This is a genomic window from Flavobacterium sp. 5 (assembly GCF_002813295.1).
Classification (GTDB): domain Bacteria; phylum Bacteroidota; class Bacteroidia; order Flavobacteriales; family Flavobacteriaceae; genus Flavobacterium.
This window is the reverse complement of record NZ_PHUE01000001.1, coordinates 4,913,885-4,940,787: the sequence shown is the minus strand read 5'-3', so window position 1 is coordinate 4,940,787 and position 26,903 is coordinate 4,913,885. Positions and strand designations below refer to the sequence as shown.

The following is a 26,903-nucleotide window of genomic DNA, read 5'->3' as shown; positions in this document are numbered from 1 at the left end:
TGTTTTAATAAAAAACATATACTTACCACAGTAAAGTGTATAAAAGGCAATACTTAATTCGGATAAAATATGTTTTCTTTAAGGATTAAATAAATTTATATCAGTCCTAATCTATGTATGATTTTAGATATTTAATGACTAAAAAAATCATCACTCGAAAGGTATAGTGCATTGTTATCCCAAATTGATTATTCTTCAAGCAATTTGTTTAGGATATTTTGACAAATAGGAAATGGAAATGCAAAAAAGTAGAAGGGTAAAAGTTAACATAGTTTTTCTCTAATAGATTTACCATTTTGTTTGCATGTCTACTTTATATTAGTCGTATTAATAAGTTTTAATATAAAAAAAGCAAACCGAAAGAATTCTTTTTATAAAAGACTAGAGATTTTATAGTGCCTCAAATTGAATCCTCCCAATTTTATTTATCCATGATTCATTAGGATGAATTGATATTCCATTGTGACTACGGTATTAAATATGCGAATCTCTTATAAATCTGTTATTAGGAGAAAGACTTGCAAAGAAAATTATTGGGATAATACTACTAGTGGATTTTTTTGAAATCATTAAAAGCAGAATTAATTTATATATATAAATAATATTGTTAGGCGTTTTTATTTAGATGGTTTTGTTGTTTTAAATTTATATTAACAATTCGTAGACCTCTTTACGGTTTCTTAATCTTTTATTTATCAGAATAATATGGGATAAAATTGTCTTAATTATTTGCTAATAGTAATTTTATTTGTAGTTTTATTAATATTTTTTTACTTAAAAAGAATGCTTAGAATTCTTAAGTGTTTTTTATTACCCTGCGATTTTTGCGAAAAATGATGTAATGTGAAAAAAGGATATAAACAATTAAGAATATTTTAGTTTAGATTTTTTTAATTCATAATTATATTTTTTGAAGGGTGTTATTGTTTTTCATTAAGTTTTTGAGTCAAGTTTTCCACTATAAATAACTAATATATGGATCAAGATTACCAAACAAAATATTTTCAATATAAGATTGTAAATAAAAAAAAACTTCTTTGGATTCTCCTTTTGTTTTTATTGAGTTTTATAACTGTAAATGCTCAAAATTGCGTAGTCAATGCAGGAGTACTTAATGAAACTATTTGTGCTACAGATAGTATGCGATTAATTGGTAATACACCATCTCCAATAAATGGATCGGTATTATGGTCACAAATAAGTGGTCCTTCTGTTACGATAACATCTCCCAATTCGACAACTACTACAGTTAGTGGCTATACAGGTGGAAACACCTATGTTTTTAGATATTCAGCTACTTGTGGTGATGGTATTTTAGCTTATCAGGATAAGACAGTTGTGGTAATGCCAATAACCATTGCTAATGCAGGTTCAAATATAGCTTCGTGCCCTAATTCTTCGGGAGCCATTAGTGTAACAGGAAATACACCTTTAAATGCTGGAGAAACGGGACATTGGGAAATAACAGGAGGTAATAATGCTGGCGTTGTGATAAACCTTCATAATTCTTCAACTACTACTTTAACATTACCACCGACTAGTTGTGGAGTCTCTACATTATCATGGATTATCGAAGGACCAGAATATGCTCCAGGGCAAAAATGTAGTTCATCTTCTTCTATAACGGTTACTAATTATGGTGGAGTTACTCCAGTAACTGCAGGTTCTGATATAACATTAGGTAATTGTTATACGACAACACAAAACGTGAATTTAAATGGTTCTTTTGGAGGTTGTGGCTTAAATGGACAAAACGGAACTTGGACTTTTGTTACTGGACCAAGTACACCAACTATTGCAAATGCAAATGCGAATAATACCAACATTTCAAACTTACAAGAAGGGACTTATGTTTTCAGATGGACTGTAGTAGGTCCTTGTATTTCAGGTTCAGACGAAGTTAGTATTACCGTTCCTCCGGCGACACAAGATGTTACTAATTTAGGAGGAGGAACAGAGAATATTTATTTTTGTGATAATACAGTTACTCAGGTATCATTGGTAGGTCAAGTGCCATCATATGCTAACGAAACTGTATTGTGGACACAAACAGGAGGTGGTGCTTGTATTATACAATCGCCAACAAGTTCAACTACTCTTGTAACTGGTATTTCTGATGCGGGAGATCCTTATACATTTCGCTATACATTAACTAATTCAGTAACGGGATGTACTTCTTATAAAGATTATGTTGTAGAATATAAAGCATCTGATAGAACTATTTTGGCCAATAATGGTGATAATATTTTTGGAGAGTGTGATCAAACTGACTTTTCAATACCAATTACTGTAACAGGATCTGGAGCTAATAAATATAGAATTTTGAGTGGTCCAGCAACTTCTCCTTTAGCGCCTTTTCCAACAGTAACCAAATCAGTTGGAAATAACTTGGATATAAGTTTAATGGAGTCAGGGATTTATATTTTACAATTTGTAAGATCTGAGAATGGTGATTTGCCAGTAGGTTGCGATTACGGATTCGATAATTTAGCTATTGTTGTTTCTGCTAATGCAACTCCTTCGAATGCAGGATCGGATGTTAATTTAGATTGCGGTGTTACCATTGCTCCTTTGGCTGGTGTAGGTATTGCTGGAGCAGGAAATCATTATTGGACGCAAATTAGCGGACCTAATACAGCTACTATAGTTGATAAGTTAGAACAAAATACAACCGCTACCGGACTTATTTCTGGAACATATGAATTTCAATATATTACAAAAGGCGGAGGAACAAAATGTCCTTTATCAATAGATAATGTAACGGTTTATGTTTCTAGTTCAACACTTTCGGCAGCCAATGCAGGAGCAGATGTTAATAGTTGTGTAAATTCACAAGTTGTTCTTGACGGAAGTATTCCAGCTCCTGGTGAATTCGGGTTATGGACTCAGATTTCAGGTCCTGATATGATTACTTTTTCAGATTCAGGAGATCCGCACGCTGTTGCCTCTGGATTTGTAACTACCGGATCGTCCAATGTGCTACAATGGACAATTGGTTATACTCATCCAGGAACAGGAGGTTGTAGTGCGCCAGTTTCCGATACAATGACAGTAACTACGGTTGCAGGATTAGGAACTACTATTGCTAATGCTGGCCCAGATGCTTGTTATCCAAATGCTACAACATCAGTAAATTTAGTTGGAAATAATGCTGGAATTTTAGAACAAGGTACTTGGACAGTAACTCCAAGTTTAGGAGTTAGTTTTGTAGATATTCATGCCTCTAGCACAACTGCTACAATACCATCGAATGGCACTTATACTTTTAGTTGGACAATCGTACCAAATGTAGGTTCTTGTGGAAGTTCTTCGGATGATGTTATTGTAACTGTTGCCGCTGATGCAACCACTGCTGTTGCTGGTCCTGATCAAAGTTTGTGTGGTACAACAGCAACAATGGATGCTACTTTGCCAAGTGGAGCAACTGGTATTTGGACAAGAGTTTCAGGTTTAGAAAATTATACAATTAGTGATGAAACTGATCCTAAAGCGGTATTTACTTTTCAAAATACAGGACCTTACGTTTTTCGTTGGACGATTACAGCAGGAAATTGTTCTACTGGTTCTGATGATGTGAAAATTACAATTGGAATTCCTCCAACAGCTGCCAATGCAGGACCTGATCAAAATATTTGTAGTAGTAATTCGACAACATTAGCAGGGAACTCTTATGATACTTTTTTTGAACTTGGTGCCTGGACACTTTTAGCGGGTGCACCAAATGTTCCTGTACTTGCAGATGCAACTAGTCCAACAACAGCAGTAAGTAATCTCGTTCAAGGAACATATACTTTTAGATGGACTGTTGGTAGTAAAGGAAATTTTTTATGTCCAGTAACATTTGATGATGTAATTATTGAAGTAGCACCTTTGGCTACAGCTGGTCCAGATCAAGTCCTTTGTAATGTTACTAGTGTGCAATTAGTAGGAACAGAAAATTCAAAAGGAACTTGGACACAAACTGGTGGAAGTACAACAGGCGTAGTAATTACACAAACACCATCTGATAGTTATGTAGCCAACGTAACGGTAGTTCCTGGTAATACCTATCAATTTACTTATACTACGAGTGGCTATAATTTTGCATCAGGTGGAAATTGTACAGGAAGTTCTGATAATGTAAGTGTAACTGTAAATGGTGGAGCAAGTTTTCCGCCAAATGCAGGAGTAGATCAAACGATATGTAATGCAGATAATAGTACAGTAACTTTAGCAGGAAACACAGCACCTTCTGGAACATCATCCGAATGGCAATGGGTATTGCAACCTACTGGTAGTGTTGCTAATATTAATTTCCCTACATCACCAAACACACAGGTTACAGGTTTGACTGTACAAGGTTTATACATATTAAAATGGGTGTTTAAAAGTCCTACCTGTACTGATTTGTCGGATATAGTTCGTATTAATGTATATCAAGCACCAAGTCAGGCCAATGCTGGTCCAGATGACACAGTTGCTTGTCAGCAATCGTATACAACTAACGCAGTAGCACCTGCAGTAGGAATAGGAAAATGGACTTTTTCATCAGAGCCATCAGGTGGAAATGCTATTATTGACAGTCCAAATAATCCGAAAACAACTTTGTCAAATGTTACCGTATTGGGAACCTATGTTTTGACTTGGACAGTAACAAATGGACCTTTTACAAGTCCATCATTATGTGCACCATCTAGCGATCAAGTTTCGATTACTTTTAATGCCACTCCTCCAAGTATTGCTAATGCAGGTCCTGATCAAAAATTATGTTCAGTAGTGCAAACAAATCTTGCTGCAACTGCTGTAACTTCAGGAAAAGGTACTTGGACACAAACATCAGGAAACACTGCTTCCATTGCTTCGCCAAATGATCCCGCAACACTTGTTTTTGGATTAACAACAGGAGTTTATGAATTTACTTGGACAGCAACTACTTTAAATAATGATGGCTGTTCTTCTACAGATACAATGCAAATTGAAATATTTGCACAACCAGTAAATGCAAATGCGGGTCCTGATCAAACGTTGCCACAATTTTCTCCAGTAGTAATGGCTGCAACAACACCAACAGTAGGACAAGGTGAATGGGTTAAATTTTCTGGTCCACCTTCTTCAATTGTGTTTGCTGATGTAAATTCACCAACAACAACAGTTTCAGGATTGGCAGTTGGAACAACGGTTTTAGAATGGAGAGTGACCAATGGTCCTTGTACCGCTGCAACAGATCAAGTAAGTATAACAATACTAGCTCAAACCGATTTAGAACTTACTAAATCAGTTACACCAACAAGTGTAAAAGTAGGTGACGAAGTAACTTTTACAATTAATGTACTTAATAAAGATACTGGAGCAGGAACTGTAAATGCAACGGGAGTATCTGTTAAAGATGTTTTGCCTAATGGTTATACACTAGTGGCAGGTTCTGTTACTAATGGAGGGATATATAATGCTGGAAATTTCACTATTACTTGGGTTGGTTTAAATGTAGCTCTTGGAACTACAACGCAACTTACTTTTAAAGCGAAAGTAACTAATACTGGGAATTACTTAAATACCGCACAAGTTACTGCTTGTGATCAATTTGATATTGATAGTACACCAAATAATAATGTTGCCTCTGAAGATGATCAATCATCGGTTGCGGTAACAATTTTACCAACAGCAGTAGACTTATCATTAACAAAAACAGTTGTTAATAATGAATTGACTCCATTAATAGGTACTGCAATTGCATTCGAAGTTAGAGTAAAAAACTCCAGTTTAGATAATGCTACAGGTGTTCAAATTAGAGATTTACTTCCATCAGGATATAGTTATCAAATATACAACTCTACAAAAGGAGCTTATGAACCAACTACAGGTATTTGGAATGTTGGATTGGTTGAGGCAGGAGTAGAGGAAGTTTTGACACTTACGGTATTAGTAAATCCAACAGGAGATTATCTTAATATTGCCGAAGTATTTAGCTGTGATCAGCCTGATATTGATTCAACTCCAAACAATGGTGTTCTTACAGAAGATGATTATGCTAGTGTTTTGACTACACCAGTTAAACTAGAAGCAGATTTGTCATTGACTAAAAAAATTGTTGGAGGTAACACGAATCGATTAGTAGGATCTCAAGTTAGTTTTACTGTAGTTGTTAGTAATGCTGGTAGCCAAACTACTTCAGGGGTTATAGTAAAAGATTTATTGCCAACAGGATTTACTTTTGTTTCTTCGAGTGTAACTTCAGGAGCTTATGATGAGGTTTCAGGAAATTGGACGGTTGGGTCAATGGTTAATGGAGCCTCAGAAACTTTGCTAGTTACTGCTACGGTAAATGCAACTGGAGATTATAAGAATAATGCTGAAGTTACAGCTAGTAGTTTAGCAGATCCAGATTCAACTCCAAATAATGGTGAAAATGCAGAAGATGACTTTGCAACAATAACAGTTATTCCAGTGGTTTCAGTTGCCGATTTATCATTAACAAAAACAGTAGTTGGAGGTAATACAAGTCCTCTTGTAGGTTCACCAATTACATTTCAAATTATAGTTACTAATGATGGGCCTCAAAGTCCAACAGGAATTCAAGTTAAAGATTTACTTCCTACGGGTTATACTTATGTAGGTTCCGCTCCTTCTACAGGAACTTACAATCCAGCCACAGGAATATGGAATATTGGACCATTAGCAAATGGAACTTCTACAACTATAACTATAAATGCTACAGTTAAAACGACAGGAATTTATACTAATGTTGCTGAAATTACAGCCAGTAGTTTACCTGATTTAGACTCTACTCCAAATAATGGAAACACTACAGTAGCAGAAGATGATTATGCTAGTGTAATAATTACTCCAATTAAGACAGAAGCCGATTTGTCATTAACTAAAACTATAGTTGGTGGAAACGTAAATCGTTTAGTAGGTTCTCAAGTTACCTTTAATGTAATAATTAATAATGCGGGTAGTCAAGCTACTTCGGGTGTTACGGTAAAAGATTTACTACCAAGTGGATTTACTTTTGTTTCATCGAGTATTAGCGTTGGAGCTTATAATGAAACTACGGGCGTTTGGACTATTGGAGCCTTAGCAAATGGAGCCTCTGAAACTTTAACAGTTACCGCTACGGTAAATGCTACAGGAATTTATACTAATGTCGCCGAAGTAACGGCTAGTAGTTTACCTGATCCTGATTCTACACCAAACAATGCAGTTATTACTGAGGATGATTATGGCACTGTAACAGTTGTTCCTGTTACTGCAACAGCCGATTTATCTTTAACAAAAACGATTTTCGGAGGAAATGTAAGTCCAGCGGTTGGAGCATCAATTACTTTTCAAATTATAACAACTAATGATGGACCTCAAAATGCTACAGGAGTTCAGGTTACTGATTTGCTTCCAACAGGATATACTTATGTTGGTTCATCTCCAACTGTAGGAACTTATAATCCAGCGACTGGATTGTGGAATATTAATACTTTAGCAAATGGAGCATCAGCTACCTTAACAGTAAATGCTACAGTAAATGCTACGGGAACTTACACCAATATTGCAGAAGTGACAGCAAGTAGTCTACCTGATTTAGATTCTACTCCAAATAATGGAATCACTACAGAAGATGATTATGCTAGTGTACTAATTACTCCAATTAAACAAGAAGCTGATTTATCATTAACCAAAACGATAGTTGGAGGTAACACAAATCATTTAATAGGATCACAAGTTACTTTTAATGTTGTGGTGAATAATGCTGGACCTCAAACAACGACAGGGGCTGTTGTGACCGATTTATTACCAAGTGGATTAACTTATGTTTCTTCGACTTTTACAGCAGGATCTTATATCCCTGCTACAGGATTATGGAACGTTGGAACCTTAGCGAATGGAGGATCTACAACTTTAATCGTTACTGCTACGGTAAATGCTACAGGAAATCATACCAATAAAGCGGAAGTAACAGCTAGTAGTTTAACCGATCCAGATTCGATAGTAAATAACGGAATTACGACAGAGGATGATTATGCAAGTGTAACTATTGTTCCTGTAACAGCAGTAGCTGATTTATCATTGACAAAAATAATAGTGGGTGGTAATGCAAGTCCATTGGTTGGTGCATCAGTTTCCTTTCAAATTGTTGCGACTAATAATAGTAGTACACAAAATGTAACAGGAGTTCAAGTAAAAGATATATTGCCATCTGGATTTACTTATGTTAGTTCACTACCAACAGTAGGAACTTATAATGAAACTACTGGAATTTGGAATATTAATAATTTAGCTAATAACACATCCGTAACTTTGACAGTTGGGGCTACAGTTAATGCTACAGGGAATTATACGAATATTGCCGAAATATCAGCGAGTAGTCTACCAGATCCAGATTCTACTCCTAATAATGGAATCACTACAGAAGATGATTATGCTAGCGTAATTGTTACACCAATTAAACAACAAGCTGATTTATCTTTAACTAAAATAATAGTTGATGGTAATACAAATCGCTTAGTTGGTTCACAAGTTACCTTTAATGTAGTAGTTAATAATGCAGGTGCTCAAAACGCTTCAGGAGTTACCGTAAAAGATCTTTTACCAAGTGGATTTACATTTGTTTCTTCGAGTGTAACCACAGGAGCATACAATCAAGTTAATGGAGTTTGGAATATTGGTGCATTAGCAAATGGTGCAACAGAAACTTTGATTGTTAATGCAACCGTAAAATCTACAGGAAATCACACTAATACCGCTGAAATATCAGCTAGTAGCCTATCGGATCCAGATTCTACACCAAACAATGGAGTTACCACAGAAGATGATTATGGAAGTGTAACGGTTGTACCAGTTACTGCCATTGCCGATTTATCATTAACAAAAATAATAGTTGGAGGTAATACAACTCCACTTGTTGGGGATTCGGTTTCATTTCAAATTGTAGCCACCAATGATGGACCTCAAGATGCAACTGGTGTTCAAGTTAAAGATGTATTGCCAACCGGCTATACTTATGTTGGTTCAATACCTTCAGCAGGAACTTATAATCCAGCCAATGGAATTTGGAATATTAATGCTTTAGCAAATGGTGCGTCAGCAACTTTAACGGTAAGTGTTACTGTAAATGCTACAGGAGTTTATACCAATGTTGCGGAAGTTTCAGCTAGTAGTTTACCTGATTTAGATTCTACACCAAATAATGGAATTACTACAGAAGATGATTATGCAAGTGTGATTGTTACTCCAATTAAAACAGAAGCTGATTTATCATTAACTAAAACAATTGTCGGAGGAAATACAAATCGATTAGTAGGTTCTCAAGTTGTATTTAATGTAGTAGTAAATAATGCAGGGCCTCAACCTACTTCGGGTGTCACTGTTTTAGATCAATTGCCAACTGGATTTACGTATGTTTCTTCGACTGTTACTGCAGGTGCTTACGTACCAGGAACAGGAGTTTGGTCAGTTGGAACTTTAGCGAATGGAGGATCAGCAACCTTGATTGTTACAGCTACTGTAAACGCTTCAGGAATTTATAAAAATACTGCTGAGATAACCGCAAGTAGTTTATCTGATCCAGATTCTGTTGTAAATAATGGAGAAAATACAGAGGATGATTTTGCTAGTATTACGGTTGTTCCAGTTGTAGCAACTGCAGATTTATCATTGACTAAAACGATAGTTGGAGGTAATGCAAGTCCATTAGTTGGAACATCAATTTCTTTCCAAATTGTAGCTACTAATAACGGACCTCAAAATACTACAGGAGTTCAGGTCAAAGATTTATTGCCGACAGGATATACGTATACGATTTCAACAGCTACTGCTGGAACTTATAACCCAACGACAGGAATTTGGAATATTGGCGCATTAGCGAATGGTGTTTCCGAAACTTTGACAGTAAATGCTACCGTAAAAGCTACAGGGGATTATACCAATATCGCAGAAATAACTGCGAGTAGTTTACCCGATTTAGACAGTACACCAAATAATGGAATCACTACTGAAGATGATTATGCAAGTGTGGTGGTTACTCCAATCAAACAAGAAGCTGATTTATCATTAACTAAAACAATTGTTGGAGGTAATGTTAATCGCTTGATTGGTTCTGAGGTTACCTTTAATGTAGTAGTAAATAATGCAGGTCCTCAAACTGCTCCAGGAGTTACAGTAACCGATTTATTACCAAGCGGGTTTACTCTTGTTTCTTCAAGTATAACGACGGGAGGGTATAATACAACTACAGGAGTTTGGACTATTGGTTCATTAGTTAGTGGTGCATCAGAAACGTTAACAGTTACTGCTACGGTAAATGCTTCAGGAGTTCGTACCAATAAAGCGGAGGTTACTGCCAGTGGTATATCCGATCCAGATTCTACACCAAATAATGGAGTGATTACAGAAGATGATTATGGAAGTGTAACTGTTGTTCCAGTTACTGCAACAGCCGATTTATCATTAACAAAAACTATCGTTGGAGGTAATGCAAGTCCATTAGTTGGTTCATCCATTTCTTTTCAAGTGATAGCTACGAATGATGGTCCTCAAAATGCAACTGGAGTTCAAGTTAAAGATTTGTTGCCTACAGGCTATTCTTATGTAGGTTCTGCTCCTTCAGTAGGAACCTATAATTCGACTACAGGAATTTGGAATATTAACGCTTTAGCAAATGGAGCGTCAGCTACATTAACAGTTAACGCTACTGTAAAACCCACAGGAGTTTACACTAATGTTGCTGAAGTTTCTGCAAGTTCATTACCAGATTTAGATTCTACTCCGAACAATGGAATTACTACTGAAGATGATTATGCGAGTGTGATTGTTACTCCAGTTAAAATTGAAGCTGATTTATCACTAACTAAAACAATCGTTGGAGGTAATCTGAATCGCTTAGTGGGTTCTCAAGTTACTTTTAATGTTGTAGTAAATAATGCAGGAACTCAAGCTACCTCGGGTGTCACAGTATTAGATTTATTACCAACAGGATTTACTTATGTTTCTTCTGTTGCAACTACAGGATCTTATGTGTCAGGAACAGGAGTTTGGACAATTGGTGCTTTAGCAAATGGAGCATCTGAAACGTTATCGGTTACTGCTACTGTAAATGCTACAGGAATTTATAAAAATACAGCTGAGGTAACTGCAAGTAGTTTATCTGATCCGGATTCTGTAGTAAACAATGGAGAAAATACTGAGGATGATTTTGCTAGTCTAACAGTTATTCCAGTTACGGCAACAGCCGATTTATCATTAACTAAAACATTAATTGGTGGTAATACAAGTCCATTAGTTGGAGCTTCAATTTCTTTCCAAGTAATTACAACTAATAATGGGCCTCAAGATGTGACAGGAGTTCAAGTTAAAGACTTGCTTCCTACAGGTTACACTTATATTGGTTCAGCTCCTTCTACAGGAACTTACAATGCTACTACAGGAATTTGGAGTATTCCTTCTTTAGCAAATGGAGCATCAACAACTTTAACGGTTAATGCTTCGGTAAAAGCTACAGGAGTCTATACGAATATTGCTGAAATCACAGCGAGTAGTTTACCAGATTTAGATAGTACACCAAACAATGGTGTTACTACCGAAGATGATTATGCTAGTGTGGTAGTTACACCAATTAAACAAGAAGCTGATTTATCATTGACTAAAACAATTGTTGGAGGAAACACCAATCGTTTGATAGGATCTGAAGTTATCTTTAATATTGTGGTTAATAATGCAGGACCTCAAACGGCTTCAGGAATTACAGTAAAAGATTTACTTCCAAGCGGATTTACTTTTGTTTCTTCAAGTCTTACTACTGGAGTTTATAATGAAGTTAACGGAGTTTGGAATATTGGAACATTGATTAATGGAGCATCTGAAACCTTAACAGTTACGGCTAAAGTAGTTGCTACAGGTAACCATACGAATAAAGCAGAAATCACTGCAAGTAGTATAGCTGATCCAGATTCTACTCCAAACAATGGAGTAATTACAGAAGATGATTACGGAGCGATAATAGTTGTTCCTGTTACCGCGGTTGCCGACTTGTCATTGACAAAAACAATTGTTGGAGGTAATGCAAGTCCATTAGTTGGTTCTTCTATTTCTTTCCAAATTACGGCGACTAATGATGGACCTCAAAATACGACAGGAGTTCAAGTTAAAGATATTCTACCATCAGGATATACGTATGTGATTTCAACTGCTACGGCAGGAACTTACAATCCAACTACAGGAATTTGGAACATTAATAATTTAGCCAATGGCGCATCCGAAACCTTAATGGTTAATGCTACCATTAAAACGGCAGGAGTTTATATGAATGTTGCAGAAATCACAGCGAGTAGTTTACCAGATTTAGATAGTACACCAAACAATGGAATTACTACTGAAGATGATTATGCTAGTGTGATTGTGACTCCAGTTAAGTTAGAAGCTGATTTATCATTGACTAAAACTATTGTTGGAGGAAATGTAAATCGCTTAATAGGATCTCAAGTTACCTTTAATGTTGTGGTTACTAATGCAGGACCTCAAGCTACATCAGGTGTTCAAGTAAAAGATGTATTGCCAAATGGATTTACTTTTGTTTCTTCTAATGTTACGGCAGGAGGATACAATTCAACTACTGGACTATGGAATGTTGGTGCTTTAGCGAATGGTGTTTCAGAAACTTTGATTGTTACTGCTACGGTAAATGCTACAGGAAATTATACCAATGTTGCTGAAATCACTGCTAGTAATTTAACCGATCCAGATTCTGTAGTAAACAACGGAAGTACTACTGAGGATGATTATGCCAGTATAACTGTTATTCCAGTTACAGCTGTTGCCGATTTATCATTAACTAAAACAATAGTTGGAGGAAATGCAACTCCGTTAGTTGGAACACAGATTTCATTCCAAGTGATAGTATCTAATGCTGGTCCTCAAGATGTAACAAACATTCAAGTTAAAGATCTATTGCCATCAGGTTATACCTATGTTATTTCAACGGCTACAAAAGGAATTTACACTCCAGCAACTGGTCTTTGGAATATTGCTAATTTAGCTAATGGAACATCAGAAACATTGACTGTGAATGCAACGGTAAATGCAACAGGTATTTATACCAATATTGCAGAAATCACCGCTAGTAGTTTACCTGATTTAGATTCTACTCCAAATAATGGAAATGTTACAGAAGATGATTATGCTAGTGTGATTGTTACTCCAATTAAATTGGAAGCTGATTTATCATTAACTAAAACAATTGTCGGCGGAAACACCAACCGTTTGATTGGATCCCCAGTGACCTTTAATGTAATAGTGAATAATGCAGGTCCTCGAACTGCTTCTGGAGTTGCACTAACCGATTTATTACCAAGTGGATTTATTTTTGTTTCGTCTAATGTTACTACTGGAGCTTATAATTCTACTTCAGGAGTTTGGACAGTTGAAACTTTAGTTACTGGTGCATCAGAAACCTTGGTAGTTAATGCCACGGTAAATGCTTCAGGAAATCATACCAACAAAGTTGAAATAACAAATAGCAGTATTGCAGATCCAGATTCTACACCAAACAATGGAGTGGTTACAGAAGATGATTACGCGAGTATAACGGTTATTCCAGTTACTGCTGTTGCCGATTTATCATTAACAAAAACTATCGTTGGAGGTAATGCGAGTCCATTAGTTGGTTCTTCAATTTCATTTCAAGTTGTAGCTACTAATAATGGTCCTCAAAATGCAACTGGCGTTCAAGTCAAAGATTTATTACCATCGGGTTATACTTATGTGATTTCAACGACTACTGCTGGAACCTATAATCCAGCGACAGGTATTTGGAATATTAATAATTTTGCCAATGGAGCGTCAGAAACCTTAACGGTAAATGCTAAAGTAAACGCTATTGGAAATTACACCAATGTCGCTGAAATATTTGCTAGTAGTTTACCTGATTTGGATTCTACTCCAAACAATGGAATTGCGACTGAAGATGATTACGCTAGTGTAGTGGTTACTCCAGTTAAACTAGAAGCTGATTTATCATTGGCTAAAAGTGTTGTTAGAAATAATACAAGTCCATTAGTTGGAGCATCAATATCATTTCAAGTTTTAGCAACGAATAATGGTCCTCAAGATGCAACTGGTGTTCAGGTTAAAGATATACTTCCAACAGGTTATACGTATGTGATTTCAACTACTTCGGCTGGAACTTATAATGCAACTACTGGAATATGGAATATTAATAACATAGTCAATGGAGCATTAGAAACCTTGACGGTAAATGCTACGGTAAATGCAACAGGAGTTTATACCAATGTTGCCGAAATTATCGCGAGTTCTTTACCAGATCCAGATTCTACACCAAACAATGGAAATACGTTAGAAGATGATTATGCGAGTGTAGTGGTTACACCAATTATTCCACAAGCAGATTTATCATTAACAAAAACAATTGTTGGAGGAAATGCAACACCATTAGTTGGTTCATCTATTTCTTTTGAAATAATAGCAACCAATAATGGTCCTCAAGACGTAACAGGAGTTCAGGTTAAAGATTTACTACCTACAGGGTATACCTATACAATTTCTACTCCATCGGCAGGAATCTACAATTCAACAACAGGAATTTGGACTATTGGTGTATTACCAAATGGAGCTTCAGAAAATCTACTAATCAATGCGATCGTAAAAGCAACAGGTATTTATACAAACGTTGCTGAAATTACTGCGAGTAGTTTATTTGATCCGAATTCGACTCCAAACAATGGAGTAATTACAGAGAATGATTACGCAAGTGTAGTCGTTACTCCAGTTACATTTTTAGCTGATTTATCATTAACAAAAACAGTTGTTGGCGGAAATACAAGTCCAGCATATGGAACAACAGTAACATTCCAAGTGACGGTTACAAATAACGGGCCTCAAGCAACTACAAATGTAAAAGTCAAAGATATTTTACCTAATGGATATACTTATACTGTGTATAGCTCTACAGCAGGAGTCTATAATGAAGTAACAGGAATTTGGAATATCGGATCAATTGCTAATGGAACTTTTGAAAACTTATTGATATCCGCAGTTGTTAAAAGAACTGGAAATTATCTAAATACAGCAGAAGTTATCGAATCTAGTTTGCCAGATCCTGATAGTACACCAAATAATGGAATCACAACTGAAGATGATTTTGCTTCGCTTAATTTAACTCCAGTTAATGAAATAGCAGATTTGTCTATAAGTAAATTGGTTGTAAATGATAATATTACTCCATTAGTAGGTTCCCAAATTACATTCCAAATAACAGTAACCAATTCAGGACCTAATATTGCAACAGGCGTTGAGGTTAAAGATATTTTACCGTCAGGGTATGATTATGTATTCTTTAATGCAAGTTCAGGATCTTACGATAGAATTACTGGTATTTGGAATCCTGGAATTATACTTCCAAACAGTAGCCAGACACTACTTATGAATGTATTGGTTAAAACTCCAACTGGTGCTACTAACGAGTTTTTAAATATTGCAGAAGTTTCAGCATCTGATCAATTTGATTTAGATAGTACACCAAATAATGGAATTACTACTGAGGATGATTATGATAGTATTTCTGTAACTCCAGTAATTGTAGTGGCGGATCTTTCTATAGAAAAAACAATCATTAATAATCAGAAACCAAATGTTGGAGATATCGTTACTTTTCAAATTAAAGTAAGTAATGAAGGTCCAGGTAACGCGACAGGTGTTCAAGTTAAAGATTTACTGCCATCTGGATTTACCTATGTCTCACATAACGCTACAAGTGGTATCTATACATTTACTGATGGAAGATGGATTGTTGGATCAATTTTAAACGGTAATGATCAAACATTACTTGTATATGCAAGGGTTAATCCAGTGACTAGAGCCTTAAATGAGTTCTTAAATGTAGCCGAAATTACAGCTAGTAACTTGCCAGATCCTGATTCTACTCCAAACAATGGAGTTATTACAGAAGATGATTATGATAGCATTGATGTAGAAGTACAAATAGCAAACTTGAGTTTACATAAATCAGTAAGTAACGTAAAAGCTAATGTTGGTGAAGAGGTAACTTTTACAGTTCAAATTGAAAATGCCGGACCTGTAGTTGCTACTGGTGTATCTATTGAAGATTTATTACCAATAGGCTATAGTAATATTACTAATGTAACTAACGGAGGTATTTATAGAAGCTTTAGAATAGCATGGTCAAATTTAATAATTCCTCTTAGTGGTCTGACAATAAACTATCAAGCAACTGTAGAGTCTCCAATTGGTTTAACTGATTCAGATTATATTAATACGGCTCAAATTACTGCTAGTAATCAATTTGATCCTAATAGTACACCAAATAATGATGATGGTGATCAAAGTGAAGATGATGAAGATAACGCTCATATTGAAGTGCCAAAAACAGATATTGCTATTATAAAAACGGTAGATGCTGTTGATCCAAGTATTGGTGCAGAAATAAACTTCATTGTAACAGCAGATAATATAGGAAGTTTGAATGCTACTAATGTTGAAGTTGAAGATGTTTTACCAGCTGGATATCAATTTATATCAGCGACAGCTACATCAGGAGAGTATAACGTTTCTAATGGAATATGGAAAATACCTTCTGTTGAAGTTAATTCAGCTCAAACTTTAACAGTAAAAGTAAAAGTGTTGGATACTAATGATTATCTAAACATTGCTAAATTGGTGGCTTTAGATCAAATAGATACTAATGCTTCCAATAACGAAAGCAGTGCTACAATTAAGCCAACTTGTCTAAAAATATACAATGAGTTTTCTCCTGATGGAGATGGTACAAATGATGTATTTTATATAGATTGTATTGCAAATTACCCAAATAATAAGTTTGAAGTTTTTAATAGATGGGGAAATTTAGTTTATGCTAAAAATGGTTATAAAAACACTTGGGATGGAACATCAGATGGACCTGAAAAAGTATTACCAACAGGTACATACTTCTTTATATTGGATCTAGGAGATGGATCAGACAAAACATCGGGATGGCTATATTTAAAACGATAATAAAAATTTTGAATCAACTGAATAATTGAAAAATTGATAATACATTAAACAATGATTAAAACATATAATCAAATTATCGCTATACTAATGTTGCTTATGGTAAACAGTTTTTATGGGCAACAAGATCCGCAATACACTCAATATATGTATAATACAATGAGTGTTAACTCTGCTTATGCTGGATCAGCTGGACATATGACAATTACTGGTTTATATAGAACACAATGGGTAGGTTTTGATGGAGCTCCAAACACTCAGTCCTTAACTATAGATTCTCCCGTTGGTAAAAATGTAGGTTTGGGATTGTCAATTGTAAATGATGAAATTGGGCCTTCAAAAGAACAATATATTGATGCCAACTTTTCATATACGATTAAGACTTCAGAAACCTATAAGCTCTCTTTTGGAGTAAAAGGAGGAGGTAGAGTTCTTAATACTGATTGGTCAAAGGGAAGTTATAGAGATAATGATATCCAATTTCAGCAAAACATACAAAATGATTTTTTACCTGTTATTGGTGCAGGTCTTTTTTTACATAGTGAAAAAAGTTATTTTGGTTTGTCTGTTCCAAATTTTTTAACAGATAAAAGTTATGATGATGTTCAAGAAGCTTTTGCTGATGAACGTATTCATATCTATTTAATTGGAGGATGGGTTTTTGATATTAGTTATAATACAAAATTCAAACCAGCATTTTTATTGAAATCTGTTTCAGGTGCACCAATTACGGTTGATTTATCTGCTAATTTTATGTTTTTTGAAAAACTTACTTTGGGTGCTTCATATCGTACAAGTGATTCTTTTAGTGGTGTAGCTGGTTTCCAAATTACTCCACAATTTTTTCTAGGATATTCTTATGATTATACAATTTCTGATCTTCAAAAGTATTCATCGGGCAGTCATGAAATTGTATTACGTTTTGAGTTAAAATCAAAGGAGCAAGCATTAAAGTCGCCAAGGTTTTTTTAATATTAAGGAGCTATGAGAAAGATAATTACTTTAATCGGATTACAAGTTGTAATGGTTGGGTTTTCACAAACCAAAAACAAAACGGCAGATGCCCTTTTTGATAAAATGTGGTATTTAGAAGCTGGGAAAATTTATGAAGATGCAATAGATAAAGGAGATCGTTCTAAAGAAACATTAGAAAGAGCTGGCGATTGTTATTATTTTAATACCAATATGCAAAAAGCAAATGAATGGTATCAAGTACTATTGTCAGAATATCCAAATGAGGTTTCGACAGAATATATTTTTAGGTATGCCCAAACTTTAGAAGGAATTAAAAGTTATGATTCGGCTAAAAAATGGATGAAAACTTTTAGTAAAAAAGCTGATGATTCAGATATAAGAGCGAAAAATTTTTCTTTTAAGGAGCAAACTATAAACAAGATTTTAAATCAAGAACCACAATTTGCACTTCAAAATTTATCTATAAATTCTGCTTATTCTGATTTTGGGCCAATGTTTTACAAAGGAAAACTTTTGTATGCTACAACTATAGATTCCTCGTATATATCTACCGATAGATATGCGTGGAATGACCAACCTTATTTGAATTTGCAATTAGGAAGAATAACTCCATCGCAAACAGATGTGACTTTTCTAGAGCGATTTTCTAAAGATATCAATACTAAATATCATGATGCTTGCGTAGCTTTTTCACCAGATGAAAATACTATTTATTTCACCCGAAATAATTATGAAGGAAAACTAAAACGTGACGGAAAAGGCGTTAATAACCTTAAATTGTATTCGGCTACAGCAACTAATAATAACGAAAAAATAAGTTGGGGATATATAAAAGAACTTCCTTTTAATAGTGATGAATACTCTGTAGGTCAACCTACTGTTAGTAAGGACGGAAAAAAACTGTATTTTGTTTCAGATATGCCTGGATCTATTGGTGCTACAGATATTTTTGTCGTTGATATCTTAGGAGATAATAATTTTTCTCAGCCTAGAAATTTAGGTGATAAAATTAATACAATGGGGCGCGAAATGTTCCCTTTTAGCACAGATAATACTTTGTATTTTGCAAGTGATGGGCATTTGGGATTGGGAGGGCTTGATGTGTTTGAAAGTATTATTAATGAGGGAACATTCGAAAGTCCAAGTAACCTAGGAACTCCTCTTAATAGTAATATGGATGATTTCGCCTATATTGTCAATGAAGAAACTAATTTAGGTTTTGTTTCTTCTAATAGAAAAACAGGTAAGGGTGATGATGATATTTATTCTTTTGAAAGAATACCGATTTGTAAACAGCTTATTAAGGGGTGTATTTTTAATGAACTTACAGAGAAACCAATTGGACAAGCGACAGTATCTTTGTTTACATCAGAAGGACAAAAGAAAGAAGAAGTTATAACCAATGCATATGGAGAATATGAATTTAAAACTCCAGTTGGATGTGCAGAAAATTATACACTTCAAGTATCAAAACAAGGATTTAATACCATTTCATCGCCAGTTTTAACACTTGCTATTTCAGGGAAAACAATACTTGATTTAGGTATTAAATCAAATTTAATTGTAAAAGAAAACGGTGTTTTAAAAATAAAAATTGGAATTATTTTCTTTGATTTAGATAAGTCCAATATTCGAAATGATGCGGCTATTGAGTTAAATAAAGTCGTTTTATTATTAAACGAGTATCCAGAAATGGTTATTAAAATCGAATCACATACCGATTCTAGAGCTAAAGATGATTATAATTTAGCACTTTCTGACCGAAGAGCTAAAGCTTCAAGAGATTACATTATTTCGCAAGGGATTGCTCCAGAAAAAATTGAAAGCGCTATTGGTTATGGAGAAACTCAATTAATTAACGGCTGTAAAAATGGAGTACCATGTACAGAAGAGCAACATCAACAAAATAGAAGATCTGAGTTTTTAATTCTCAAAATGTAGGCTTTAGAATAGTATTAGTTTAAACTATTTTTTTATTATTTGTATCAGCCATATATAGTTGGTAGATATGATTTTAATTAATGAAGATATTTTAAATAATTCGGATAAAAAATTCAATCTTATTGTTAAAAATAGAGGCTCATCACTATTTTTTGTTTGCATATTTGATAAAAAAAAGGATGAGATTTTTTCTCATCCTTTTAAATATTAGTTTTTTATATCAACCGTAACTTTATCTATTTTACCCTTGAAGATAAATGGTACATCATAATCTCTAGTTACCGGGGTACCAAAATCTTCTCCAACATCTAAAGTTTCATCTGCGGAGAAACGGCTAGGAACTGTTCTTGGAATATCCCCGCTTGCTACACTTTTACCATCAACTAATATATTAGCTTTCGCAGCTTTGCCAACGCCACCACCTGCATAATCAAAGTTTAAAACAATAGTATGTTTACCTGCAGTTAAAGGTGTTGGTGACTGTATTGTCCATTTATGGTCGGGATAATGAGAAAACGCATACGCAAAAGTTGGTTTCCCTTGTTGTAACATTAAAGCTAAACCAGCAAAATATCCCCCTGGGTGATAATCATTCCGTCATCACCTGCTTTAACATCAATATCAGCAGCGATACTAAAAGATGTATTTTTCATGTTAGGAGCCATTCCTTCAGTGATACGTGAAGTTCCTTGGTGGAATACAAATTGGTTTCTTCCTTTATTTAAATTAGGACGATTTTCAGGATTTACTCTGTCAATGTAGCGATCATCAAATGGAAATACCTTGTATTTTTCAGCTTCTTCCATAAATGCTTTCTGCATTTCTTTTAACTTTTCGGGATTCTTGGCTGCTATGTCGTTTGATTGAGTAAAGTCTTTAGTAAGATCGTACAATTCCCATTTATAGTCTTTTACTGGATCTTCTGATGGTACAGGATGACCTTGCCACGGCAAATTTTTAGGTGTTGTACTTGCCATCCATCCATCTTTATAAAAAGCTCTGTTAGCAATTACTTCAAAATATTGTGTTTTATGTGTTTCAGGAGCCTTAGCATTATCAAATGTGTATACCAAACTTTTTCCTGCCATTGGCTCTTGGTCAAATCCATCTACTTTTTTTGGTTCAGGAATATGAGCAGCTTCTAAAATAGTTGGCACAATATCCGTAACATGTGTAAACTGGCTACGTACTTGACCTACTTGTTTGATTCCTGCAGGCCATGAGATTACCATCCCCGTACGACTTCCACCTAAGTGTGATGCAATTTTTTTATCCCATTGGTAAGGTGTATTCATTGCGTGTGCCCAACCATGAGAATAATGTTCTGCAGTCCATGGTCCACCAAAATCTTCTAAATGTTGCAACATGTATTCTTCGGTATCTTCTTCGCCATTTACCAATATACCAATTTCACTTGTCATACCATGACCTGTTGGATCTTCGGCGCTAGAACCATTATCACCCATAATATAGATAACCATAGTGTTATCATATTCGCCTAAATCTTTAATAGATTGTAGTACTCTACCAATCTGATCATCACAATAAGCAACCATGGCAGCGTACACTTCCATTTCTCTTGCTGCCACTTTTTTCATTCCTGGCGAAAGTTTATCCCATTTTTGATATACATCTGGCGTAGGTGCAAGTTTTGCATCAGCAGGAATAATACCTAAACGTTTTTGATTTTCATACGTTTCGATACGTTGTTTATCAAAACCTTGATCAAATTTTCCTTTAAATTTAGCAATCCATTCTTTAGGAGCTTGGTGCGGAGCATGTGCTGTTCCTGGTGTATAATAAGCAAAGAAAGGTTTGTCAGGAGAAACGTTCTTTTGCGTTTGGATCCAATGAATAGCATGGTCTGCCAAATCTCTATCCAAAATATAATCAGGATCTACTTTTTCATCTTTTAAATACGGGTCGATTGGGTGAGTTCCTTCAAATAATGCAGGTCTGAACTGATGTGCATCAGCTCCTAGGAAACCATAAAAATATTCGAATCCTAATCCAGTTGGCCATAAATTAAATGGACCAGCAGAAGTTGTTTGCCAATCGGGTACATTATGATTTTTACCAAACCAAGAAGTACCGTAACCATTATCAGTCAATATTTTACCAATAGTTGCTACAGAACGAGGCACTAAACTGTTGTAACCTGGATATGGCGTAGAGAATTCCATAATGATACCTGTTGCAGCAGTATGATGGTTACGTCCTGTAATTAATGCAGCTCTTGTTGCAGAACAAACTGCTGTGGTATGAAAACGAATGTATTTCAATCCATTTGCGGCTAACGCATCAAAATTAGGCGTTGGAATAGGACCTCCAAATGTAGAAGTTGCTCCGAAACCTACATCATCAATCATAATCAGTAAAACATTGGGAGCTCCTTTTGGGGCGCTAATTTCTTTAGGCCATTCTATAGGATCTGAATCCTTAATGATAGGTGCAACTTTACCAACTTTTTGGTAAGGTTCAATAGGAAGAACTGTCCTGTCTGGCCAGTTTTTAGTTTCTTGAGCACTAGATATTCCAAAAGAAAATAAAGCAATCAATACTACAAATAGGTAAATGTTATGTTTCATAATATCAATATTTTAGTATTATTATTTAAAATTAATGTATTACAAAACAACACACAAGTAATCAATATTAATAATAGGTTTTTTTTGATGTTTTTTTCTTATTGAGTAGAAAGATGAGAATCAGTATTTTTCTCATTCGAATGTTTTTAATTAAAATACTTTCATCTAGGAGCTAAAAATTTCTATTTTTATGGAAATTTATTTAATATGATATCCTACTTAAAATTTTTATTTGCTTTGATATGTTTTGTCTGTTTTGAAAATAGTATTGCTCAGACTATACACAATGAAATACCATTTTCGGTTTCTATTAATGATACTACTTTTGTTAATTTAAAAGACTACAGTCAGGACTTTGTTTATGATATGAAGTATGCTACGGATGATAATTTTTTGAAATCTAAAGTTTATGATTGTGCAGAATGTTATTTGCGTTACAAGACTGTAAAAGCTTTGATTCTGGCTAATAAAAGATTTATGAAACAAGGCTATAAAATTAAATTATTTGACTGTTATCGTCCTTTGGATATTCAAAAAAGAATGTGGAAAATTGTTTCCGATCCACAATATGTTGCAAATCCCACTAAAGGATCTATACACAATAGAGGAGGAGCAGTTGATATAACTCTGGTAGATTTTAAAGGTAAAGAATTGGATATGGGAACTACATTCGATTTTTTTGGTAAAGAAGCTAGCCATAATTTTTCTGGTTTTTCGAAAGAAATCAGGAACAATAGAAATCTGTTAAAAAAAATTATGATTAAAGAACATTTTAATTCTTTTGATTCAGAATGGTGGCATTACAATTTGAAAGCTGGTTTAAATGATTTTGTCTCAAATTTTAAATGGGATTGTAAATAAAATCTTTTTTTTTTCTAAAATGTTTTTATTTTTTTGTCCTGTACTTATTATCAGTATGTTATAAATTAGTTGAAATAAATAGCTTTTTGTATTTAGAAAAGATAGGTTTTATAAGTGTTTAACAATGTGTGTTTTGTGTTTTAGGTAAGTATTTACTTTAAAATAGATGAAAAAACTGCATTTCATCGATTATATTGTTGTTTTATTGAATTGTATGTTTACTTTCGCGCCGCAAATCATTTATTAACAATGATTTAAAGTTTTGATAATTATTGAAGTTTAAAAAACTTTAAAAATTCAATTTTTTATTTTGATGTATTGAAAAAAAACTTGTCACTAAATTTTATTTTTTCATTCATCATATAGAAATAATATATACAAAATCGGTAGATGAAAAGAATATTGAAGAAGTGTATTGGGCCAGAGAACAAATCTGGAATTACATTTATTGAAGTTATGTTGATTGGTGTGCTAGTTCCAATGGTAGTTCGAAATGTAAAAAATTATGTTATCAATACTGATAAACATATAGAAAAACAAGATACTTATGCTGCATAAAAAAACATTTTCAAATGAGATTCTTTTTCATTTGAAAATGTTTTTTTATTATATGGTTGTTGATATTTTATTCTATACAACGGATGTTATCAATAAAATAAGTTTCTGGGTGGTAAACTTTGCCATCAAGTTCAGCAGTAAATTCTTTTTTGAGTATATAGTCTTCAGTGTCTGTCAGGTATTTTATTCGCATTAAAGTAACTGGAGATATTTTTAGGTCTTCATAGTTTTCTTTCGAAAACATAAAAATTCCCGATTTTACTCTGTTGTCAAAACCTTTGTCATCACGAAGCATAGTTCCACAACTTTCTTGGTCAATATGTATTAATGTTACTATTTTGCCATTTTGCAATTGAAGATACATTTTTGAATTTTTGTCAAAACAATTTGCTTTTACAAAATCTTTGCTTTTTTGAATTATCTGTAATGTTAATGTAGGTAATCCGTCTGTTAATGCTAGGGAATAAAAAATGTAATTAAAATTTCCTGCAAATACTTTTTCATGAATTAAGTATTCTTTTGTTGATTTGTAAGTACCAATGGAATCGTTAACATTTGTTGCATATTCGCAAGGCTTTTGAGCGAAAATAGTAGAACTAAAAAAGTAGAATGCCAGAACTAGAATGTATTTCATTTTGTTATTTTATTTTGTTGCAAATTAAAACAATTTTGCTATTATTTTCATCAGTTGTAAAAAAACAATATAAATTTCCACCATCTTTTATTTTCCATTTTTTTCGAATGCTTTCAACAGAATCTGAAAAGTTTCGGATAGTGATGTTAGCCTTTTTATTTTCTAGATAATGTTTCATTTCACTTTTATTGTATGGAAAACAAGTATCTATTTCAAAAATTCTACCAGCAAATGGTATTAATTCATCTGAAGTATAAAGATGTGAGTGTTTTTGAAGCTTATTCAATTTATAAAATAGACTAACTTGGTCAAAACCTCCGGATTTCATTATAGCACTATTGGGTTCATATAAATATCTTTTAGGTAAGCTAAAGTTTGGTTTAATTTGTATTTCATTCAAATTAAATTCGAAAGCTTCAGTTCTTTCTTTTGTGATATTAGCAGTTTTAATCGTAATACCTCCGTTATAATCTTTGTTTAATTCCCATAGTAATTCTTTTACTTCGTTCTCTAGAGCAATAATATGGATTGTTTTAATATAGTTCAGTTCATTAATACCTGCAGTGATGTCTAATATTGGAGCTGTTTTTATTAAGATAGAATTTGTCTTTTCAAAATAGAAATCTAAATTTTTTGGAACATTTGGCAAACAGTCTTTTAGCATAAAAACTTTGCCTTTTGTATCATTTCTTCTTGAAGGATCAATGTATATCCAGTCCCATTTTGTATTTAATTTTGATAAGGTTTCGATGCTATCTCCAGAGTAGCAAGTAATACTGTTATTATTTAATTGATTGAAATTGTGTTTTACAATATTTGATAGTTCTGTATTGATTTCACAATGCACTACATTTTTAATTCTTTTAGAAAAATAGTAATCATCAATTCCAAATCCTCCAGTTAAATCAATTAAATTTTCGCCTGAAATAATGGTAGCTTTGTGTGTTGCAGTTATTTCGGAAGATGTTTGTTCTACCGAAACTTTACTTGGGTAAATAATATTTCGAGTCGAAAACCAAGTCGGTAGTTTATCTTTTGCTTTTGCTTTTGCTGCGATTTGATTTAAAATTGAAATCCATTCTACTGTTGGAAATGGGTTTTTTTGAAGTGCTAATTTTGAAACAGAAACTCCAATATTTAAATCTATAAATTCCTGTATTTTAGGATCTAAAATGTCTAAGTTCAATTTATATGTTTTTTGTTATGTGTTGTATAAACTCATTGTTAGGAAAAAATTCTTTGAAAATAACTTTCAAAATGGTGTATAACGGGATTGCGATAATCATTCCTAAAATCCCAAATGAAAAACCAGCAATTAATATAATGAGAAATATTTCAAGCGGGTGAGAGCTAACGCTTTTGGAAAAAATAATAGGCTGCGAAAAGTTATTGTCTATTAATTGTACAATCCAAAATCCAATTAATACATAAATGGTTGTTGGTAAAATTTCAGATTGGAAATCGGAGTCCAAATTATTTAGCATGGTTAAAATAGCAGCGAAGATGGAAGCAATTAAAGGGCCTAAATAAGGAATGATATTCAATACAGCACATAAAAATGCTATTATTAGAGCATTAGGTATTCCGAAAACTAACAAAACGATAATATATAAAATAAAAACAATAAATAACTGAATCAATAATCCTATGAAATATCGAGAAAGTAACAAGTTTATTTTTTCTACAGAGTTTAATATTTTTTCTTCGTGTGAATCTGGAATTAATAATTTTACACCTTGCAAAATAATTAATTTGTCTTTAAGAAAAAAAAATGTAATGAACAAAATAGAACCAAATCCCATACCAAACCCGCTAATAGTTCCTAGAACCGAATTTAAAAAATTGGGAACCATATTAAAATTAATGAAGGATTTAAAGTTGTTTGGATCAAATACTTTTGCTGAATCTATATGATGTTTCTCAAGAAAAATGTTTATTTGTTCAATTAATTTTAGGCTATTTTTTTCTATTTCAATTGTATTTAAAAGTGATAAATTTTGACCTTGAGAAATTATCAAAGGAACAAACATCATTATAAAACCTAATATAATTAAAAAGTAAAAAGACAAAACTGCAATTGTTGCTAATGTATGTTTAAATTTTAACTTATTTTTCAAAAAATCTAAAATTGGTGAACCCACTAAAGTTAGGATTAATGAAACTAAAAGATAAATTAGTATGTTTTGTATTTGATATAGAAAATAAAGGGCTAATGCTATAAATATTAAAATAGCAACAGCTCTTACTATACCATTTGCAATAATTTTGGGTGTAATCATATAGTAGTATTTGGTTATAAAGATAAAAAAACTCGCTAACAAGTAGCGAGTTTTTAAAACTAAAAAAAATCAAATAAA

At 33.6% G+C, this 26,903-nt stretch carries 10 protein-coding genes; 5 read left to right on the top strand and 5 right to left on the bottom strand.

The window, feature by feature from the left end; translation table 11 throughout:
- The first annotated feature begins 975 nt into the window (after positions 1–975).
- Genes CLU82_RS20545 through CLU82_RS20535 form a run of 3 tightly spaced genes read left to right on the top strand, consistent with a single transcriptional unit; the run spans position 976 to position 19,905 of the window.
- On the top strand, positions 976–16,992 hold the full coding sequence (locus tag CLU82_RS20545; protein ID WP_100844861.1) for a gliding motility-associated C-terminal domain-containing protein: 16,017 nt from the start codon (positions 976–978) through the stop codon (positions 16,990–16,992).
- Between the two features lie 51 nt (positions 16,993–17,043).
- Positions 17,044–17,961, top strand: a complete 918-nt coding sequence (locus CLU82_RS20540) for a type IX secretion system membrane protein PorP/SprF (protein ID WP_100844860.1) — start codon at positions 17,044–17,046, stop codon at positions 17,959–17,961.
- A 12-nt stretch (positions 17,962–17,973) separates the two neighbouring features.
- Entirely contained in the window at positions 17,974–19,905 is a 1,932-nt protein-coding gene (locus CLU82_RS20535; protein WP_100844859.1) for an OmpA family protein, read from the top strand.
- Positions 19,906–20,112: 207 nt separating this feature from the next.
- On the opposite strand, the gene CLU82_RS20910 is transcribed toward CLU82_RS20535, so the two are convergent.
- Together CLU82_RS20910 and CLU82_RS20530 are read right to left on the bottom strand one after the other, a co-directional pair.
- Complete coding sequence (locus tag CLU82_RS20910; RefSeq protein WP_198520252.1) at positions 20,113–20,457, bottom strand: hypothetical protein; 345 nt, start codon at positions 20,455–20,457, stop codon at positions 20,113–20,115.
- Between the two features lie 5 nt (positions 20,458–20,462).
- Positions 20,463–22,493 carry an arylsulfatase gene (locus CLU82_RS20530; RefSeq protein WP_198520251.1) on the bottom strand — a complete coding sequence of 677 codons (2,031 nt, stop codon included), beginning with the start codon at positions 22,491–22,493 and terminating at the stop codon, positions 20,463–20,465.
- Between the two features lie 207 nt (positions 22,494–22,700).
- Between CLU82_RS20530 and CLU82_RS20525 the strand changes: the two genes are divergently transcribed.
- Positions 22,701–23,354, top strand: coding sequence for a M15 family metallopeptidase (locus tag CLU82_RS20525; protein WP_100844858.1), 654 nt, complete (start codon positions 22,701–22,703; stop codon positions 23,352–23,354).
- A 390-nt stretch (positions 23,355–23,744) separates the two neighbouring features.
- Entirely contained in the window at positions 23,745–23,912 is a 168-nt protein-coding gene (locus CLU82_RS20795; RefSeq protein ID WP_157813411.1) for a hypothetical protein, read from the top strand.
- Between the two features lie 67 nt (positions 23,913–23,979).
- On the opposite strand, the gene CLU82_RS20520 is transcribed toward CLU82_RS20795, so the two are convergent.
- From CLU82_RS20520 to CLU82_RS20510, 3 genes are read right to left on the bottom strand one after another with little or no spacing between them, the layout of a single operon-like run.
- Positions 23,980–24,546, bottom strand: coding sequence for a hypothetical protein (locus tag CLU82_RS20520; protein ID WP_100844857.1), 567 nt, complete (start codon positions 24,544–24,546; stop codon positions 23,980–23,982).
- Between the two features lie 4 nt (positions 24,547–24,550).
- Entirely contained in the window at positions 24,551–25,732 is a 1,182-nt protein-coding gene (locus CLU82_RS20515; protein WP_100844856.1) for an SAM-dependent methyltransferase, read from the bottom strand.
- 1 nt (position 25,733) lies between these two features.
- A complete protein-coding gene (locus CLU82_RS20510) occupies positions 25,734–26,825 on the bottom strand; it encodes an AI-2E family transporter (RefSeq protein WP_100844855.1) in 1,092 nt (363 codons plus the stop codon).
- Positions 26,826–26,903: the final 78 nt, after the last annotated feature.

Coding starts and splice junctions, on each gene's coding strand:
- CLU82_RS20545 (WP_100844861.1), top strand. CDS start 976: ATGGATCAAGATTACCAAACAAAATATTTTCAATATAAGATTGTAAAT.
- CLU82_RS20540 (WP_100844860.1), top strand. CDS start 17,044: ATGATTAAAACATATAATCAAATTATCGCTATACTAATGTTGCTTATG.
- CLU82_RS20535 (WP_100844859.1), top strand. CDS start 17,974: ATGAGAAAGATAATTACTTTAATCGGATTACAAGTTGTAATGGTTGGG.
- CLU82_RS20910 (WP_198520252.1), bottom strand. CDS start 20,457: ATGTTACAACAAGGGAAACCAACTTTTGCGTATGCGTTTTCTCATTAT.
- CLU82_RS20530 (WP_198520251.1), bottom strand. CDS start 22,493: ATGAAACATAACATTTACCTATTTGTAGTATTGATTGCTTTATTTTCT.
- CLU82_RS20525 (WP_100844858.1), top strand. CDS start 22,701: ATGATATCCTACTTAAAATTTTTATTTGCTTTGATATGTTTTGTCTGT.
- CLU82_RS20795 (WP_157813411.1), top strand. CDS start 23,745: ATGAAAAGAATATTGAAGAAGTGTATTGGGCCAGAGAACAAATCTGGA.
- CLU82_RS20520 (WP_100844857.1), bottom strand. CDS start 24,546: ATGAAATACATTCTAGTTCTGGCATTCTACTTTTTTAGTTCTACTATT.
- CLU82_RS20510 (WP_100844855.1), bottom strand. CDS start 26,825: ATGATTACACCCAAAATTATTGCAAATGGTATAGTAAGAGCTGTTGCT.